The organism is Glutamicibacter sp. AOP5-A2-18, from assembly GCF_052446055.1.
Taxonomy (GTDB): Bacteria; Actinomycetota; Actinomycetes; order Actinomycetales; family Micrococcaceae; genus Glutamicibacter.
In genome coordinates this window covers 1,285,067-1,303,440 of record NZ_JBQSVW010000001.1, presented here as the reverse complement: position 1 = coordinate 1,303,440, position 18,374 = coordinate 1,285,067, and the positions used below count along the sequence as shown (strand labels likewise).

The following is an 18,374-nucleotide window of genomic DNA, read 5'->3' as shown; positions in this document are numbered from 1 at the left end:
GTGTTTCACGATTCACTGCGAGGTCGCCTGTTCAGTTTCTAATGGAACTAGCGCACCCGCGAGAGCGACGGCGCTTTGGCAACGATAATCTTCATTGCCAGGGCCGCGAGGAAAATAACGGCAGCACCGCCGCTGGATACCCAGAACGCTCCGAGGTAGCCCAGCGAATCAGCAAAGACACCGGCCAAGCCGTTGCCGATGGCCGTGCCAACAACAATGCCGGCGGAGAGCATAGTCATCACCGTAGATAGTCGGGCAGCCGGAGCAACTTCCCCACCCACAGTCATGACCGTGACAATTACCGGTCCTACGGCAAAGCCAGCAACAAACAACGCCACGACCATCCATGGTGTGCTTGAGGCCAGGTGAAGACCGAAGCTCAAAATAGTCAGCAAAGCACCGCAGAGAACCCAACGGTTGATCTGCCTAAAGTACTGTGGCCAGGCGGCAACAGAAATGGCTGCGATGGCACTGGACAATCCCATGGCACCATAGAGCAGGCCACCCTGGTTCGAGTTTCCCTGTTCCCCGGCAAAGGCCAAGGTACCGGCGGCAGAGGAACCAAAAACAGTTCCCAGTGCGATCATGCCCAGGACCAGCGCACTGATGGCAGCAACTTGAGCTCGAGTAATTGACACCTTTGGTGCACTCTTCGCGCCAGCTACCGGCTTCACTACATTTCCGGTGCGGTGCGTGGCAAAAATTGGAACCAGCACTAGCGTCAGAATGGCGGCTAAGTACAACGGCAGCACAGGATCAACCAGCGAAGCCAGCAAGCCGACTGCCACCGGACCGAACACAAAGCCCAATTCATCAAACATGGATTCAAGGCTTAGTGCAGCCGAAAGCACTTTGGGATTTTTCTGCTGCTGGCGGGTCATGGCAATCCACCGAACACGAGACATCGGGCCAACCTGAGGTCCCGTTGCTCCGGTAATGAGACACATAAGAACCAGCAACGGCACAGACAGTTCTGGCCCGCTGGCGCCAAGGAGGGTAAGCAAGACAAGCAAAACACTATGGATCAGAGAGACGGCCACCAAGATGGGACGCTGACCAAAACGGTCAGCAAGGTAACCAACGCTAGGCCCGCCAACGGCAGAGCCTAAACCAACCATGGCAGCAGCAAGACCACCCAAGGCATACGAGCCGGTGGTGGCTGTCACCAGGGTCATGGACCCGATGGTTAGCATCGCCAGAGGAAGGCGAGCAAAAAATGTTAGCGGTAGGAACGGTGCTCCTACCAGGGGAACGAGTGCAGAGTAACCGGATTTCATCGCTGAATCCTCACGGTTTCCTTTGGACAACGCATATTGAGTCAACAAAAACTCCATAACGAAGCGTACGTCGTCCCGCGCCCCCCGACGTACAAAATTTCCCAAGCATGCCTAATGGCACTACCTTCAAGATAGCTAGCCGGGCGGAACAAGTCCAGTTCTAGAGACTAAGGGTAAGCAACCCCTCACGTTGGATCGTTGAACCGTGCTGAGTTTTGAGCACCGAGACGCGATTAGTAATGCGCTGCTTCATCTCTGCCACATGCGAAACCAGACCGATGGTCCGCCCACCAGCTCGCAGATTTTCCAAGGCCTGCATGACTTCTTCCAACGTTTCGGCATCGAGGGAACCGAAACCTTCATCAACAAAGAGCGTTTGCATATCCACCGCTCCAGAATGGTGGGAAATCACGTCGGCCAGCCCGAGGGCCAGCGCCAGTGAAGCCATAAAGGTTTCACCGCCGGATAGGGTCTGGGTTTCGCGATATTTGCCGGTCCATGAATCTAGGACACGCAATCCAAGACCAGATTTTGAATTGCCTTGCTTGGAGTCGTCGTGGTGCAGTGAATACCGCCCACCACTCATGGCATCAAGACGTTCAGTTGCCGCGATGGCCACTTCTTCTAAACGAGCGGCCAGCACATAGGTACTCAAGGTCATCTTGTACAGATTCTCGCCTCCACCTCGAATGACCTCAGCTAGGGACCGCAACCGCCGATAGGACTCGATGACCGGTCCGGCATCCGCGCGCAACTTCTCAAGTTGACCGACCGACTCGTCGTGGCGTTCCAGTCTGGTTTGCGCTAGAACAACACGTTCGCGGGCCACTTCAAATTGCTCCTCCGCGGCGCGGGCCAATTGGGCGGCTTCTAGGATCTGCTCTTCATCAGGTGCTCGGAGACCGTCAGTCTCAAGTTCCAGTGCTTTGCGGCAATCTTCAGACTGTTCGAGAGTGGCAATGGCACTGGCTAGATCCGCATCGGTTCGCTGGATCTGTCGCAGCTGTTCACGCTCTGGTGCATCAAGCAAGGCGGCCTCAAAGTCAGCCAGAGTGGCAAAACCTGCACCAGTTCGTTGTGTATTCCACGTGGCTTCGGCTTTATCTAAAGCCGCGACTGCGTCATGAAGCAGCTGTAAAGACTGCACGGCTCCAGACAGTCCATTGGATTGTTGCGAAAGTTCTGCGACCAAGGCTGCGAGATTATCTTTACCTTGGCGGAGTTCTGTCAGCTTGGCGTCCAACTGCTTCAGCTGCTCCGCCAGCGATTGGGCGTTTTGCACAGCGGTGGCGTGCTCCAGCGTCACCTGCGCAACGCGGGCCGTTAGCTGTTCGACGCGTTGGCGTACCTGCTCCAGTTTTTTCACTCGTGCAGCCACTTCAGTCTGGCGCTTTGTAGCTTGCTCCAGCGTCTTTTGTGTTTCCCCAAGGTCAAGACGTAGCTGCTCCACGGTGTTTTCGCCGGCAGCCTGCTGAGCCGTCTCCAATTTTGCTAGGAGCATGTCTCGACTTTGTGCGGTCTTTTGTCCTTGGGAACGAGCACTTGCCACCGCGGCTTCAAATTCCAAGATTTGTTCATCATCAATCAGCGCAGCATCGGCATCCGCCTGTGCCGGTGCCGGATGTTCTGCCGAACCGCAGACCAGACAAGGTTGCCCATCTTCCAACGCCGCGGCCAGTCGCAATGCGCTTTGGTTTAGTTGCTCTGTGCGCAGAGCTAACAAGCTTTTTTCGGTGTCAACAATCTTCAGTTCTTGTGCACTGGCCTTTTCGCGGGCTAAAAGAACCTTTTTCTCTAAATCATCACGGACCGTCGCATGCTCAATTTGGGTCGTAAGCAGCTGCTGGCGCTCTTTGACCTGTTGTAAATTTTCACCCGCGGCCACTTGGTCCACGTCTTCGGCCTCCAGCTTTTCTCGTTCAGTTTTCAGCTGAGCTACTTCGGCTTGAGCTTTGTCCCGAGTCTGCTTATGCTCTGTTGCCAGCTGTTCTGCTTTGCCGACTTGAGCCGCCAGCAACGTGCGCTTCTGTTCTTCTTCGACAGCAGATTTGGCCACGGCGTGCTCTTCGGCTGCCGCCAGCGCGCGCTCTCGAAGATCTTCGAGGGCTTGAAGATCAGATCCGCAATCTAGTTCAAGCGCAGTGTTTAGCCACAACTGATGTTTTTCCCACGACAAGGTGCTCTCGTGCTTGGTCGTCTGTGCAGTTTTGACCTGCGCCAGGTAGGCCTGCACCGAGACTGCCTTGACGTCATGTTCCAATTTGCTGGCTGCGATCGTTGCGCCTTCATGCTGTTGGGCATAACGAGTCTGTGTTGCGCGCAGTTCGCCCAGTCGCGCAAATACTCTTTGTTGCTCTTCTAACTTCTTAGCGTCCTGAGCAGTTCGCGTCTTTTGTACCCGCAGCTTTTGCGCTTCTTCATCCGCCTGCGCTCGCAAGACATCGATGCGGCGGTGAAAATCAGCAAAGCGGTCATCGACACTTAGTAGCGCCGCATCATCTTGCTCTTCGGAGTTCGTCGGAACTTCCCTACCAGCTAAGAACGCGGCGGCTTCAGCGGCAATGGATTCTTCGCTGGCGCTTAGACGTGCCTCAATGGTCTCCGTGTTTTTGCGTTCTTCGGCCAGCCTGGCGGCAAACTCTTCTTCAATCCGCGCGTAATCGCTCGTGTCGAATAGGTTGGCCAATAGGTCTTCGCGGTCCTTGGCCTTGGCACGTAAGAAATCTGCAAAACCACCTTGCGGGAGCATGACCACTTTGGTGAATTGCTCACGGTCCAGTCCCATGAGACTGCCCAAGACATGGCCAACTTCATCGTTACGCGTCGACAGTTCCTTCCACCCGCTACCGGTGAACTCGCGCAGCAGGCTAGATGCCTTCTGTTCAGTTGTCTTGTTCTTGCCACGCTTTGACGGGCGCATCCATGCCGGTGATCGAGTGACTTCAAATCGGCGATCACCAATGGTCAGTTCACAAACAATTTCCGGCGCCAAGTCTGACGCTGCGTGGTCTGAACGGATTTGTCGGCTTCCAGTTCGGCTACCGGGCAGCGAACCGTAGAGCGCATAACAAATTGCGTCCAAGATACTTGATTTACCAGCTCCGGTGGGGCCATCAAGGAGGAAGAGTCCCCCGTCAGCTAGTTCATCAAAGTTAATCTCTTCACTGCCTGCGAAGGGACCAAACGCCTGAATTTGAAGTTTATGGATTCTCACTGGCTAACCTGCGATTCTCGGGTGGCACGGATGACCGAAGTGATGACTTCACGTTCTGGTTCATCTACAGAACGTTCACGCACATGCTCCATGAAGTCGCTGACTACTTCTTCGGTACTGGCCGCCTTGGCCATTCGTTCTGCATAGCTTGACGGCTTTTCTTTGTCATCTGCACCCTCCGGCGCAAAGTTCAGCACCACGGTATCCGGGAAGCGTTCGCGGATTACTGTCATGGCATCCGCTGGCCGTTGCGAATCAGTGAGCGTGACCTGACACCAGGCGGTGGTGGCGAATTCAAGAGCAGGATCACTGAGCAGATCTGCCAGTTTGCCTTTGAGCACCGCTAACTTTTTCGGCACGGTCAGCAAGATTTCTTGGATTGATTCAATGCCTTGAGCATTGGTGTCGATAAGCCACACACCTTTGGTTTGATTCACTTCAGAGAATGAATAAGCCAAGGGTGAGCCCGAGTAGCGGACATGCTCACGGACTTTCTGTCGCCCGTGGAGGTGCCCGAGCGCGGCATAGTTGAAATGCTCAAATAGCTCGACCGGTACCACATCAAGGTTGCCGGTGCTGAGTTCGCGTTCTGAGTCGCTTCCGATTCCTCCCGCGGCAAATAGATGAGCCATGGCGATTGATACAACCGGTTTGTCGATGCCAGTCCTCGTCTTCAGATGCTCATCGATGGTTCCAATGGCCGCGCGAACCACTGCTTCATGGCTGGCCTTGGTGACACCCAAACGCTCCATGACCATTCGTGGTTCCAAATATGGGATCCCATAAATCAGAACCTGGTGGTCTTCAGCTTCACGAACTACCGGAATGAGCATGCGGTCAAGATCCGCAATGATGTGCACCCCAGCGCTGTCCAAAAGGTCAGCACCAAATCCTAGACGAGACGCTGAGTCGTGGTTTCCGCTGGTAATCACGATGGTGGCACCTGTGGCGCGTAGTTCTCGCAAAACCCAGTTGCACAGCTGGACGGCATCCACATGCGGAAGAGCACGATCATAAATGTCACCTGAGATCAGCACCACCTCAACCTGCTGATTGATGGTGATGTTAATAATCTCTTGCAACACGGTTCGTTGCGCTTCGAGCAAGGAGGCACCGTGAAAGGTCCGTCCCAAATGCCAGTCTGAAGTGTGAAGCAATCGCATGTTTCCAACCATATGCAATAACAGGGACAACTTGGACATTAGAATAGAGGTGTGAATGAAACCGGTGAATCTGCAGTCCTGCCAGAGAACTACTCAGACAAGGTGTTTGCGATCTTGCTCGGCCTAGCCGACGGCGCAACCCACGCCCGTGACGACATCGATCCCGGAGCCACCGAAATCCTTCCGCTCTACATGGCCGATGGCCTGCTAGAAGCGTTGGAGTGGGCTCGTGACGGTGTTGCTAGCGATGAAGCCGCCTGTATGTGGCTGGCTGCACTTCGCGGCTACAAAAAACTTACCGGGTCCTTCCCGGCCGGCGCTCCGGAACCCCTGAGCCGCTGGATTGATAAGGAATTCCCTAAGGTCGAGATCTTCGAGAAGATCGCCGACGGAGACCCGAAGAACATTGCTGGGCTAAACAGCGTAGACATGGGCCATCCAGGCCGCCCAACAGCGCCGGGTGCTGACTCCACGGGTGTGTTGCCTCGTGCAGCCATTACCGCGTTGTTGGCTCGCGTTCCTGTGGGCACCACCGAGTCCTTGGCTCGTTCCGCAGCCTTCCTAACCCACGACGTTCAAGCAGCAAAAACCGCTGTGGCCGCGGCAAAGATTCTTCGCACCGCGATCGAGCGCAGCGAAGAGTCCGCTGGCGAGTGGGAGTCACTGCTCGAAGGCCTTGAAGGACCGTCGGCTGATGCCCTGCGTGAAGTGGTCACCAAGATCCGCGAGAACATTAGCCTGTCCCCCTCAGCAGCCTACGACGCTTACTTTGGTGAGAATGCTGTTGAAGAATCCGAGGAATCTGATGTCTCGGCAGCTCCGGAGTCGATCGTTGCCGATCCAGAAGATCGGGATCCAGAGGTTGACGCTTACGCCGTAGCCTTGCTGGCTGCGATCTATGGAACCGAAGCTGTCGGAGATCGTCCGGCCAGCGCGTTGGATGACATCATTTCTGAATTACACGATCGTTGGATGGATCTAGTCGCTTAGCCTTTGCGCTAGTCCACAACTACTGAAGGCCGGCTCACTGAGCCGGCCTTCAGTTCGTTAACGCTGAAATTATTTGACGGGTTGCGAACTAGACGGTCAGTCCGAAGCCGCCAACCATTTGCATAAATTCGCCTTCGGAAATAATCGAAACTTTCTGACCATTTTCGCGCAGGCGCAGTACGTGTTTTGCCTTGTTGGTCAATCTGCCGTTGGCAAGATCCTCAGGAACAAAACCGTCACCAACCACCAGTGCCGTGGTGGCACGGGTTACCCGCGAAGCAGTTTGCGCACCGTTCTCCGCAGCCAATTCTTTGGCTTGTGAACGGGGCAATGCCAAGTTGCCGGTGAACACCATGATCTGCCCGAACAATGGATGACTTGGGTCAGCGTCGTGGTTTGGCGTCGGGTTAGGACCTTCTTGCGGCCAATTATTAAACGCATCTTGGGGAGGCAAGGGATGACCCGATGCCAGCCAGCCTTGAGCGTCGCGGGTTGCCCGCGAGTATTCGTCGCCTGGCAGCCAGGCCGAGGTCAGTCCGAGGCGAACACCGTAGTGGTCAGCGGTCTCTAGCAGTGACTCAAAGCCTGCGCGTTCGGCGATATCGATCATTGCCCAGGCACACGCTACGGAGTCGGCGAGCGCCTCGTGGTGATTCTCGATGGGGTGCCCTGCTTCTTCAGCGACGAAGGGCAGTGAGTAACTCGGTAGGTCGTAGGCCTTACGCGAAAGTTTCACCGTGCAGAGGTGAGCGATTTCCGGTACGCGGATCCCACTGGCTTCAGACGCGGCACGGATGACACCTGAATCAAAGGAGGAATTGTGGGCGACCAGTACGTCAGGCCCGATGAAGTCCAGTAGCGCTGGCAGTAGCTCGGTAACGCGCGGAGCATCAACCACCATGTCTGGGGTGATGTGATGAATCGATACGTTGCGCGGGTCAAAGTGGTCAAAGCCCACAGGCGGCTTCATGAGCCACTGTTTGGTTTCAACGATCTGCCCTGAACGGACTTTGACCAGACCCACCGAACATGCGGAGCCGATAAAACCGTTTGCTGTCTCAAAATCTACTGCTGTGAAGTCCAATGCCACGCCCAATAGCTTACTCTCCTTAGCTCAAGACTCGGCATTCAAGACCTCGGCTAGGTTCGAAGGGAATCTGCCAGGTTGCATCGACCCGGCCGGCGTTTTCCTTGCATGTCAGTGCTGACGTGCGCGTATTACCCATGGCCCGAAAACTGGGAGGTTCTACCAAGGCAGGGCATCTCACATTGGAGTGGTGCGTGGTTTATGAGTTGAACAGCGTCTTATAGTATTCGCTCAGTCCCGGATAGTAGTTAGGTTCAAACACCACAAGGACAGCGTCTTTTCCACTCACGGCAGCGACCAGTCGGTCCAGATAAAATTCCCATCCAGGTCCCACCGAGGAGGCCATCTGCGGATCAAGTCCGGGCATCCGGAAGACCAATTCGCTCGCCTCCTCCCGAGATTCGATGTGCAGTTCCAGCAGCCAGATTTCGTTGCCCTCGCCCGTGCGAACTTCCAAATGCAAGGCGCGCTGGTCGCAATCAACAATCTCCACCGACTCTGTGGGTGAGCCTTCTTCGGCACTGAGCGTGACCTGTACCCGCCGGTTCGCGGGCTCCCCCTGCCAGGTTCCAAACCACTGATCTAGATAGTCCGAGTCAACGAGGTACCGCCATAATTCAGTGGTGCTGATCCCGAAAGAGCGCCGTAATTCCAAGACATCCAAATGATCTCGCTTCCCCGTTCCTTGGATACTCATGGCGGTTCTCCTACGCGATAGCGGCGGCATTGTCGAAGTCTTCAAAGAGTAACAAGAGTTTCTTAGACCAGGCAGAGCAATGCCCCCGCCAGTGGCGAGGGCATTGCAATTGATGTACCCGTTCTATTCCAGCGATCAGGCGGTGGCTTTGCGTAAGGTGAGATATGAACCAGCAGCCATCAGTACAGCTGCGAGCGCACCCCACAGGCTGACAGACCCGGCAGTCCAAGTCAACGCCCAGCTCCAGAACTGATCCCAGAAGCTCGTGAAAGTGAACAAAGCGATAATGCCCAGGATCAGCAATCCCAACAGAGTAAAGAAAACCACCATGCCGGCATGGCGCCAGCGCATGTAGATGGTTGCGATAAAGAACCCAACCATGAACAGCAGGACCATTAGCACGAAGTAGAACATGATCTGGATGAACCCGTTATTGTCGGCAATCCATTGCAGTGCGAAGAATCGTCCGTCAAGTCCCCACCCGCCGGTAGCGGTTTCCACCAAACCCATGAGGTAGTAGAAGACCGAGAGTACTAGGGCACAGACCGAGAACAGCATTAGGGTACCCAAGTAGAAGGTACGTCGCGAGATGCTCATCGCCATGGAGAATGGGAATGTCATCGTCAGCGCTTGAATACCAAGCGCCAGGAAGTACCACATGGGTGCCTGAGCTCCGCCGCCATACAGCACGCCGTCCCCTCCGCTTCGGCGAACCAACCACCAAATAGCCACAGTAAAGAGGAACGCACTGATCAGGATCATCAGCGGAATACCGATAAAGGTGGCTTTATTGATCAGCTGCATGCGCGCAACTTTCATGATGCGGTTCATGCTCGTGCCTCCGTTCTTTCATCAGTTCCTTCGTTGGTGCTCAACGCACTGCGAACCACCAGCTGCTGCAGTGAGACTGGACTCAAATCCAACCCCATGAGCTTTGCTTGTTCGCGTTGGTCCGCGCTGAGCTTGGCCTTGATGGTCACGCTGGCCAGCGCGCCCAGTGAATCACGGTGCAGTACGTCGGCCGCCCCAATGAATTCTTGGACCCTCTTCGCATCGCCGGTTACGGTAACAGCGGCCCCACGCAGCTCTTCAGAGTCACTGTCCACTACGATCCGGCCCTTGTCGATCACGATGACGTGTTCAAGCAGGTTCGCCACCTCATCGATCAAGTGGCTGGAAAGCACGATGGTCCGCGGATACTCGGCAAAATCTTCAACCAGGCGGTCGTAGAAGATCTGCCGTGCCACGGCATCCAAGCCCAGATACGGTTCATCAAAGAAGGTGATCTCGGCGCGAGAAGCCATGCCGATGATGACGCCGACAGCGGAGAGCTGACCGCGGGATAGCTTCTTGATCCGGCGCTTGGTAGGCAAGGCGAAGGCCTCAACGAGATCTTGAGCAAGTTGCTCGTCCCAGTTCTCGAAGAACATCGCCGCGGCTTTGAAAGCTTGATGGACTTTGAAATCGTCGGGGTACTTTTGCGATTCGCGAATGAAGCAGATGCGCGAAAGGATCAGGTCATGCTCGAATGGTTCGTGCCCGAAGATGTGCGCCGTGCCCTGATCAGGGTAGTTCTGTCCGGTTAGGATGGACATCAGTGTGGTCTTGCCTGCGCCGTTGCGGCCGAGCAGCCCGTAGATCCGGTTAGGTTCCAAATCCAGAGTCACATTGTCCAGGGCGCGTACGTCTTTATATGTCTTGCTCAGCTCGCGGGTGGCGATCGCTGTTGATCGAGTCATGCCGTTCCTCCCTACCTCGTGATGGTTTTTAGCCTGCTGAACCGGTCTTGATCATGGATACCAGTTCTTCGATGCCGATGCCGAGCTTGGATGCTTCGGCGGTCAGTGGTGCGATGAATTGCTGTTGGAATTTCTCGCGGCGCTTTTCGCGTAACCGCTGTGGCGCGCCCTGCGTGACAAACATGCCGATCCCCCGCTTCTTGTAGAGCAGCCCGTCTTCCACCAATCGATTAATGCCTTTGGCAGCCGTGGCTGGGTTGATCCGGTAGAAAGCCGCGAACTCATTGGTTGATGGAACTTGCGCTTCTTCAGCTAGAACACCAGAGATGATGTCGTTCTCGATCAGCTCAGCGATCTGCATGAAAATCGGTTTCGAATCATCGATCATGCTGGCCCCTCTCCGTGCTCAAACCCACCAGGTTAGTTAGTGGGTTAGTTACTCATGCAACTAACCATAGAACCCATTCTGGTAGAGCGCAAGCCGTGACCCATTTTTCCTTTCTGGGCATTCTCATAATCAATGCATACGAAAGCCAAAATTTCGTTGAAATTCCTCAGCATTCCGCGCTTTTAACTGCTGTAAAACAATCCATTTTTCTTGTCCGAGAGTTCCCTTTGACCTGTGCCTTAGGTTCTACAAGTGGTCGTCCTACGAATCACACAGTAATGAATTCAATGCTTATTGCAGCCCCCCTTCCGAAAACATCAAGGAAATTCATGAACGTCTTGCTCTTTGCCGCTGCCGATATCGCTGCCATTCTGATCCTCACCTTTGGCCTCTACCTTCGTCGCCACCGACGCCGAGATTTGGCGGTGTCCTACATCGGAATCAACATCGGTGTTTTCGCCGTCGCCACTGCACTGGCCGGAAGCACCGTAAGCGCCGGATTGGGCATGGGTTTGTTCGGAGTTCTCTCTATCATCCGCCTACGCTCAACCGAGCTGGAACAGCACGAGATCGCCTACTACTTCTCAGCTCTGGCCATCGGTCTGATCACCGGCATGGGCCCAACCCCCATCTGGCTGCCACTGGCCTTGGTCGCGCTCATCCTTATCGCCATGCTCATTGCCGATCACTCCAAGGTTCTTCCTACCTACCGACACCAAGAAGTCATTCTGGACCGTGCTATCGCTAACGACGCTGAGATGTTTGCCCACCTGAGCCTGCTCTTCGGTGGAGCAACCATTCACCAGGCCGTTGTTCAGCAGCTGGACTTGGTCAATGACAAAACCATCGTCAAGGTCCGTTATTCACAGGCCAACGATGCGCTACCAACCTCAGCTTCGACCCGTTCGGTCGAAAATCATGAAGTTATTTCGGAGCAAGCACGATGAATTTCACCGACAGTCTAGAAACCATCAGCCTTGAACAGCTCAACGAGGCCGCCGCTTTACAAACCCGCACCGACCGCAAATACATATTGACCGAGCAGCAGGCAGAACAGGTACTTCCCCTCCTAGCCCAGCAAGCACTGGTCCTGTCCATTGATGGACGCCGGTCATCGGACTACACCTCGGTCTACTTTGATACCCCTGACCTAGCCAGCTTCCATCTAGCCGCCCACCCGCGTCGACGTCGCTTCAAGGTACGCACTCGTAGCTACATGGATACCCAGCAGTGCTATCTGGAAGTGAAAACCGAAGGTGCCCGTGCACAAACGGTCAAAGAACGCATCGAGCATCCATTTATCGCTCGGGACGCGCTGAGCGAGAATTCGCTGAACTACATTCAAGAGACTTTGGACCACGAGCTAGGAAGCTGTCCCATCCTTCCCAGTGCACTGACACCAGTGATCGATTCTTCCTATACCCGTACCACCTTGTATCTGCCACAAACCAATAGCCGGGTGACGGTGGACGAGAACTTGGTATGGCGGGATCCAAAGTCAGGCTTCCAGCTTGAATGCAACGAGATCATCGTGGAAACCAAATCAGCTATGAATGCTGGGCCTGCCGACAAGTTGTTGTGGAGCCGCCAAATCCGGCCTTCGCGGATCTCAAAGTTTGCCACCGGTATGAGCCTGCTGCATAAGCATCTTCCAGCCAACCGCTGGCACAACACCACCACACATAAAATTTCCACCGCAGTATCCCTGCATCCTCAGGAGCATCATGATTGACTCACCCAAACATCGGGCGCAGTCCCCAGGTCGTTTCTCCGTGAAATCACCACGCGTCTTAACTGCCGTTGCCTCATTGTCCATTGGCGCCCTAGCCTTGGTCGGTTGCAGCAATACTGCCCAAGCGCAAAGCGTAGTCAACACGGATATCAGTACCGAAACATCAGCCTTCTTTAATGCCGATTCGGTGCACGAGATCAGTGTGACCGCGGAGCATGATGACATTACCAAAGCACTCAAGGCTTACGCAGCTGATGGAACGAAGGACTGGATCTCGGCCGACGTGACCATTGATGGTCAGACCTTCAAGAATGTCGGCATGAAGCTCAAGGGCAACTCCACGTTGCGTGGAGCTGACGAATCATCGGATGCTGCCACCCTTCCGTGGGTTTTGCGGTTGGACAAATTTGAAGAGAACCAAAGCTACTCAGGGCGAACAGAATTTGTTGTTCGCACCAACTCCAGTGAATCCTCACTCAATGAGGCCGTAGCCCTTGATTTGCTCGGCGAGGCAGGACTTGCCACCGAGCACGCCGCGGCCACACGATTCAGTCTCAATGGTTCCGACGCTGAACTGCGTTTGGTGATCGACAACCCGTCCGATGAGCTCTACAGCGATGAAACCTTTGAGGGTGATGGCATCACGTACAAGGCAGATGCTGACGGTGACTACTCCTACCGAGGGGATTCAGCAAGCGACTACGAATCAGCCTTCGAAGTTGAGGCAGGTGAAGATGATCTAACTCCCATCGCCACGTTCCTGGACTTTGTGAATAACTCTTCAGATGAAGACTTCGCCAGCAAGCTCTCCGAGTATCTCGACACCGACCAATTTGCCACCTACTTGGCCATGCAGGATCTGGTCTCCAACACAGATGACATTGACGGCCCAGGCAATAACTCGTTCTTGCGCTACGACACGGCAACCAAGAAGATGACCGTCGTGGCGTGGGACCAGAACCTATCCTTCGGTTCGATGCCAGGTGGCATGGGCGGAGCAATGGGTGGAAACGGCGGCGGTCCAGGAAAGATGGACGCCGATTCATTGTTGACCAGCATGCTGCCTGATGGACTCAAGCTAGCGGATGCCAAGAAGCAGATTGCTGCTGGCACGGTTCCTGACGGTATGGAACTGCCTGAACAGATGAAGCTTGAGGACGGCACCAAGCTCATTGATGTTCTCAAGGATCTGGTTGATGGCGACATGCCGGACGGGCTCACCTTTGGTGGAGGCGGTGGTGGCCAGCGTCCAGAGATGAACGGTGACGGTGGTGCACCGGGTGGGAACATGACTCCCCCAGATCAGAATTCAACAGATGATTCCAAAACCACTGACTCCAAGGCCACTGACTCCACGTCTACGGACACTGGCGATAACAAAGCAGCTGGCGGCCAGGGCGGCGGCAAGATGGGCGGAAAATCTAACCCGCTGGTAACCCGCTTCTTGGCTGATGAAGATTTCAAGGCGCAGTATGAGTCAGCAAAAACTGAGCTTTCCGACAAGCTCTACGCCTCGGGAACCGCTGAAGAAATTCTTAAAAAGTGGACCGACCTGCTGACCAGCGAGGCCAGTGATCTGGTTGATTCAACGACGGTGACCAGCGAAGCAGATTCGATCCGCACGCACTTCACCTCTGATTCGGCTGATAGTTCTTCATCTACGACCCAGCAGCCATCAACCGCTCCAAGATCTGAGGAGGATGACGCCGCACCAAGCGCATCAACTTCAGCAGCTACTGATTCCTAAGCATCACTTTTCCCAAAAGTCAGGCCAGCATCCCGGTACAGGGATGCTGGCCTGACTGCTTAGAATCGCTAAGAACTTAGTCTTGCTTCAAGGCTTTGTCAACGGCCTCGACAATCACGGGGAGCAAGACTGCAAAAGCACGTGCTCGGTGCGAGATCGCGTTCTTTTCTTCCGGCGTGTGCTGTGCCATCGACTTGCCAGCACCCACAGGTTCAAAGATCGGGTCATAACCGAAGCCATGTTCACCAGCACGTTCGGTGCGTAGCGAACCTTCAACCTTACCCAGCTCAACGTGCTCGTCACCGGCCGGGGTGGCCAGCGCCGCGGCACAGACAAACTGTGCCCCACGGTGCTCTGCGGCTATATCGCCAAGCTGCGCAAGCAACAGGTCAATATTCGCTTCATCATTGCCGTGGACACCGGACCAACGCGCCGAGAAGATTCCCGGAGCTCCGCCGAGCACATCTACGCTCAAACCCGAATCATCGGCGAGCGCAATGAGTCCGGTAGACGCAGAGATTTCGCGGGCCTTCTTTAGCGCATTGCCTTGGAAGGTTACTTGGTCTTCTACTGGATCTTTTGCGCCGGCAGTTGCGGCGTCAATGACCTGAGTATCAACATCCAGTCCGGGCACTTGTCCGCGCAGCAGTTCGCGTAGTTCACGCAGTTTGCCTTGGTTATGCGAAGCAAGGACTAGAACTGGCTTGCTCATTTGGTGTTCTTCAGAGTTTCGCGCTGGATCTGAGCCAGCTCGTTGGTTCCGCTCAAAGCTAGATCCAACAGCTCATCAAGTTCGGAACGCTTGAACGGTGCACCCTCGGCAGTACCCTGAACCTCAACAAAATCACCGCTTCCGGTAACTACGACGTTCATGTCGGTTTCTGCACGCACGTCTTCTTCGTAAGGCAGGTCCAACATTGGGGTGCCGTCGATGATGCCTACTGAGATGGCAGCGACCGAGTCGGTGAGCACCTGGGCGTTAGCCTTCACGATGCCCTGGGAACGAGCCCACGACAGTGCTTCCGCCAGTGCCACGTAGGCGCCGGTGATTGCCGCGGTGCGGGTTCCGCCGTCGGCCTGCAGTACGTCGCAGTCAAGCACGATGGTGTTTTCGCCCAGCGCCTTGGTGTCCACTACTGCGCGCAAGGAGCGGCCGATGAGTCGGGAGATCTCGTGGGTACGTCCCGACAGCTTTCCCTTGACCGATTCGCGGGAGTTACGGGTGTTGGTGGCGCGAGGCAGCATTGCGTACTCGGCGGTGACCCAGCCGGTGCCCTGGCCTTTGAGCCAGCGTGGCACACCTTCGGTGAAGGATGCGGTACACAGTACTCGGGTGTTTCCGAATTCAATCAGAGCCGAACCTTCGGCCTGAGCGGACCAGCCGCGGGTGATGGTGATATCTCGAAGTTGCGCGGCTCCTCGGCCGTCAGCACGTAAAGTCATAGTTCCATCCTAACCACCCTTGAGTGCAGCTGTTGCGCCGATGTGCCAAGAGTTGCGGTGAAATGCACCTCGCTTGTGGAAAACGAACAGCACCGCAGAATTGGACTGTCCAATTCTGCGGTGCTGTTTGTACTCTGGGTTCGTTACTTTTTGCGCTTGAGTAACGGGAACTTTCGAGTTTTTTCATAAGAAATTGTTGGCAAGGTACCGGTACGCGTCTTGAGGTAGTCGGTGCCGCGCTCCCCCTTGAACTGCACTGGTTCCTGATCTTGCTTCAGGCTTCCTGAGTACACTCCGTAAGTCACGCCAGATACAGCCACGGCAATGCCGCCTTCGTAGGTGCCCTTGGCTTCTTCAACCACCTTGTTGATGTCAGTCCATACCGGGATATGCGTCAGTAGCATGCGTTCAGCGCCCGCGGCCGTAGCCATTTCGCCGGCCCGCTTGCCGGTCAGGTGCACACCGTCAATGGCGTCGTCGCGGCCCTCTTCAAAGGCTGCTTCGCACAAGAACATGTCGGCATCTTTAGCTGCTTCAACTAGGCCGTCGCAGGTATCGGTGTCACCCGAGTAGGTCAGCACGCTGGTGAGCATTTCGCCATCAGGACCAGGCTCGGTGGCTTCCACGCGCAGGGCGTAAGCCTCTTCGATTGGGTGGCGCACCGGAATAGGCGTGATCTTGAATGGGCCGATATTCACCGGCTTGCGCGGGGTCCAGACCTGGAAGTCATAGTCCTTGGCCATGGTGTCGCCGTCAGGCAACGAGTACGCCGTCTCAATACGATCGGCGGTATCTTTTGGACCGTGGACCAACATGCGGTCTCGGCCCCACCCATTAGGATCCCAACGGATGGCCACATGCATGCCACAGAGGTCCATGCAGTGATCTGGGTGTAGATGGGAAACCATGATCCCATCGATATCTTTGATATCTGTGTAGCGCTGTAGCACGCCTAAAGCCCCGGAGCCCAAATCCAATAGGATCTTCCAGTCGCGGGTGCCATCAAAGGCAGACACCTGGTAGCAGGACGCAGGCGAGCCCGGTCCCGGGAACGACCCGGTACATCCAATGATGGTCAGCTTCATTCGTTTCTCGCTTTCGACGCGGCAATCATCTGCGGAGTGATCCGCGCGATGGCACCGGTCGGATAGTGGGCGGCTACATGGTCCACGTGACGCACCTGCAAAACCTCAGGTCCGAGGAAACGGCGAGCCAGTACACCAAAGCTATCAGCGTTGCCTGTGGCAAGGAACTCATGACTCGCCGGGCTGCCGTCTTCACGAACCAAGGAGTGACGGGTCAATGCGCGGAATGCGTCCTTGGCTGTTTCCTCGGCACTGGAAACCAAAGTGACGCTGTCCCCCATGACGTAGGAGATCACACCGGTCAGCAGCGGATAGTGGGTGCAACCCAAAATCAGCGTATCGACCCCGGCTTGCTGCAACGGTGCCAGATATTCTTGGGCGATCTCCAATAGCTCTGGTCCAGCAGTAATCCCGGATTCCACAAACTCAACAAATCGTGGGCAAGCAACCGAAGTCACTTGCAAGTCAGGAGCTGCGGCAAAAGCATCTTCATAGGCACGGGAGCCGACGGTCGCCTGGGTTCCAATAATACCGATTTTGCCTGTCTTGGTACCGGCTACGGCACGTCGAACGGCCGGCTGGATTACCTCAACGACGGGAATGCCATAGCGCGCGGTGTAACGTTCACGCGCATCGCGCAAAACGGCTGACGAAGCGGAGTTACAGGCGATCACCAAAAGCTTCACCCCGGCGTCAACCAGCTCGTCCATAACGCCCAGCGCATTGGCTCGCACCTGCGCGATAGGCAAAGGACCATAGGGTGAATTAGCCGTATCCCCAACGTAGATCAATGACTCACCAGGCAGCTGGTCGATAATTGCTCGGGCAACAGTCAGTCCACCCACACCGGAGTCAAAAATCCCAATCGGAGTATCAGAATCGGGAGCCGAAACCTGACCGGTGGCAAAATAAGAATTCATCGATTAAAGCTCCGCATCCATCAGTGCGTTGATCAAAGTTTCTTGGATCCACGAGACCAAGTTGTAAACCAAGGCCAAGTATTCGTCCGGGCTCTGCACCTCGGCGGCATCAAGAACCTCGGAAACTCTGGCTGCATCATCTTCGTTGCGGATCTCTAGACGCTCAGAGAGAACTAAACGAACGTCGTTAAGTGCTTGGGCGAAGCGCTGAGCGTTGTCTTTTTTCAAAACAATCTTGTCAGTTTCCATCAGGAATTGAGCTTCACGTAATTGACCGATCTTGGTTGTAATCAGATCTGCTTCGGTCAGTCGACGGTGCTCCGCGGCAACCACCGGATCCTCGCTAGCATCCGGCAGCAGACGGGCCAGCGCAGGATCTGCAACTGCAGGAAGATCCATGGACTCAGGCCGCATGCCGGTCAGCGCGTAGAGCGGATCAATGTCTTCGGGTAGCTGATGCACTTCGGCGCGATCTTCAAGCATCAAGATGACGTCATTAAACAGCTCTCGCAGTAGCTTGCGTTCAGGTGCATGGATGGTGCCGGTAATACCGTGCGCACCATATTTGAAGGCCTTGGCCACGTTTAGGCTCCCTGGGTCATGGTCGCGTTCAAGCCGAAACCGTGCATCGCTTGCACATCCGATTCAATGGCTTCGCGGCTACCGCTGCGCACCATGCAGAAACCATCGTGGTGCACCTGCAGCATGAGCTGTTCGGCTTTTTCCTTAGAGAAACCGAAGTATGAACGGAACACGTACGACACGTAGCTCATCAGATTCACCGGGTCATTCCACACAATCAAGCGCCATGGCTTTTCATTGGTGGCGGCGGTTTCGATTTCGGGAAGTACATCGGGCATTGCGGTCATGAATTCCATTTTACGCTTGGATC

The 18,374-nt window shown here is 55.3% G+C and carries 17 protein-coding genes and 1 pseudogene; 4 read left to right on the top strand and 14 right to left on the bottom strand.

What is annotated here, in order from left to right:
* Positions 1–47: 47 nt before the first annotated feature.
* The 3 genes from ACT3RW_RS06240 to ACT3RW_RS06230 form a co-directional block, all read right to left on the bottom strand.
* Positions 48–1,277 (bottom strand): MFS transporter, encoded by a 1,230-nt coding sequence (locus ACT3RW_RS06240; protein WP_444613162.1) that lies wholly within the window; start codon positions 1,275–1,277, stop codon positions 48–50.
* Positions 1,278–1,437: 160 nt separating this feature from the next.
* Complete coding sequence (locus ACT3RW_RS06235) at positions 1,438–4,491, bottom strand: AAA family ATPase (protein WP_444613161.1); 3,054 nt, start codon at positions 4,489–4,491, stop codon at positions 1,438–1,440.
* The gene (locus ACT3RW_RS06230) at positions 4,488–5,654 is read right to left on the bottom strand and encodes an exonuclease SbcCD subunit D (protein ID WP_131087902.1); all 1,167 of its coding nucleotides are present in this window, start codon (positions 5,652–5,654) and stop codon (positions 4,488–4,490) included. The genes ACT3RW_RS06235 and ACT3RW_RS06230 overlap by 4 nt, the downstream gene beginning before the upstream one ends.
* 51 nt (positions 5,655–5,705) lie before the next feature.
* Here ACT3RW_RS06230 and ACT3RW_RS06225 point away from each other — a divergent pair, with 51 nt between their 5' ends.
* A complete protein-coding gene (locus ACT3RW_RS06225) occupies positions 5,706–6,644 on the top strand; it encodes a hypothetical protein (RefSeq protein WP_262197991.1) in 939 nt (312 codons plus the stop codon).
* Positions 6,645–6,732: 88 nt separating this feature from the next.
* Here the strand turns inward: ACT3RW_RS06225 and ACT3RW_RS06220 are convergent, their stop codons facing one another.
* From ACT3RW_RS06220 to ACT3RW_RS06200, 5 genes are all read right to left on the bottom strand, one after another.
* Positions 6,733–7,734, bottom strand: coding sequence for an exonuclease domain-containing protein (locus ACT3RW_RS06220; protein WP_131087900.1), 1,002 nt, complete (start codon positions 7,732–7,734; stop codon positions 6,733–6,735).
* Positions 7,735–7,930: 196 nt separating this feature from the next.
* On the bottom strand, positions 7,931–8,428 hold the full coding sequence (locus tag ACT3RW_RS06215) for a hypothetical protein (RefSeq protein ID WP_444613160.1): 498 nt from the start codon (positions 8,426–8,428) through the stop codon (positions 7,931–7,933).
* 135 nt (positions 8,429–8,563) lie between these two features.
* Entirely contained in the window at positions 8,564–9,259 is a 696-nt protein-coding gene (locus ACT3RW_RS06210) for a hypothetical protein (protein ID WP_131087898.1), read from the bottom strand.
* Complete coding sequence (locus ACT3RW_RS06205) at positions 9,256–10,167, bottom strand: ABC transporter ATP-binding protein (RefSeq protein ID WP_444613159.1); 912 nt, start codon at positions 10,165–10,167, stop codon at positions 9,256–9,258. Before ACT3RW_RS06205 ends, ACT3RW_RS06210 begins: the two co-directional genes overlap by 4 nt.
* 28 nt (positions 10,168–10,195) lie before the next feature.
* Entirely contained in the window at positions 10,196–10,555 is a 360-nt protein-coding gene (locus tag ACT3RW_RS06200) for a GntR family transcriptional regulator (RefSeq protein WP_131087896.1), read from the bottom strand.
* Between the two features lie 329 nt (positions 10,556–10,884).
* Here ACT3RW_RS06200 and ACT3RW_RS06195 point away from each other — a divergent pair, with 329 nt between their 5' ends.
* Genes ACT3RW_RS06195 through ACT3RW_RS06185 form a run of 3 tightly spaced genes read left to right on the top strand, consistent with a single transcriptional unit; the run spans position 10,885 to position 14,034 of the window.
* Entirely contained in the window at positions 10,885–11,502 is a 618-nt protein-coding gene (locus tag ACT3RW_RS06195) for a DUF4956 domain-containing protein (protein ID WP_262197994.1), read from the top strand.
* Complete coding sequence (locus ACT3RW_RS06190; RefSeq protein ID WP_444613158.1) at positions 11,499–12,287, top strand: polyphosphate polymerase domain-containing protein; 789 nt, start codon at positions 11,499–11,501, stop codon at positions 12,285–12,287. The genes ACT3RW_RS06195 and ACT3RW_RS06190 overlap by 4 nt, the downstream gene beginning before the upstream one ends.
* The gene (locus tag ACT3RW_RS06185; RefSeq protein WP_444613157.1) at positions 12,280–14,034 is read left to right on the top strand and encodes a CotH kinase family protein; all 1,755 of its coding nucleotides are present in this window, start codon (positions 12,280–12,282) and stop codon (positions 14,032–14,034) included. Before ACT3RW_RS06190 ends, ACT3RW_RS06185 begins: the two co-directional genes overlap by 8 nt.
* Before the next feature lie 76 nt (positions 14,035–14,110).
* On the opposite strand, the gene rdgB is transcribed toward ACT3RW_RS06185, so the two are convergent.
* The 6 genes and pseudogenes from rdgB to clpS all read right to left on the bottom strand — a co-directional run bounded on the left by rdgB (position 14,111) and on the right by clpS (position 18,351).
* Positions 14,111–14,746: an RdgB/HAM1 family non-canonical purine NTP pyrophosphatase gene (gene rdgB, locus ACT3RW_RS06180; RefSeq protein ID WP_131087892.1), complete on the bottom strand. Its 636-nt coding sequence runs from the start codon at positions 14,744–14,746 to the stop codon at positions 14,111–14,113.
* Entirely contained in the window at positions 14,743–15,477 is a 735-nt protein-coding gene (rph, locus tag ACT3RW_RS06175) for a ribonuclease PH (protein WP_131087891.1), read from the bottom strand. The genes rdgB and rph overlap by 4 nt, the downstream gene beginning before the upstream one ends.
* Before the next feature lie 290 nt (positions 15,478–15,767).
* Positions 15,768–16,562, bottom strand: a pseudogene (locus ACT3RW_RS06170) (MBL fold metallo-hydrolase); the annotation flags it as partial.
* On the bottom strand, positions 16,559–17,482 hold the full coding sequence (murI, locus tag ACT3RW_RS06165) for a glutamate racemase (protein ID WP_131087889.1): 924 nt from the start codon (positions 17,480–17,482) through the stop codon (positions 16,559–16,561). The pseudogene ACT3RW_RS06170 and the gene murI, both read right to left, overlap by 4 nt.
* A gap of 3 nt (positions 17,483–17,485) precedes the next feature.
* Positions 17,486–18,064, bottom strand: coding sequence for a DUF2017 domain-containing protein (locus ACT3RW_RS06160; RefSeq protein WP_131087888.1), 579 nt, complete (start codon positions 18,062–18,064; stop codon positions 17,486–17,488).
* A gap of 2 nt (positions 18,065–18,066) precedes the next feature.
* Entirely contained in the window at positions 18,067–18,351 is a 285-nt protein-coding gene (gene clpS, locus ACT3RW_RS06155) for an ATP-dependent Clp protease adapter ClpS (RefSeq protein WP_262198000.1), read from the bottom strand.
* Positions 18,352–18,374 lie beyond the last annotated feature (23 nt).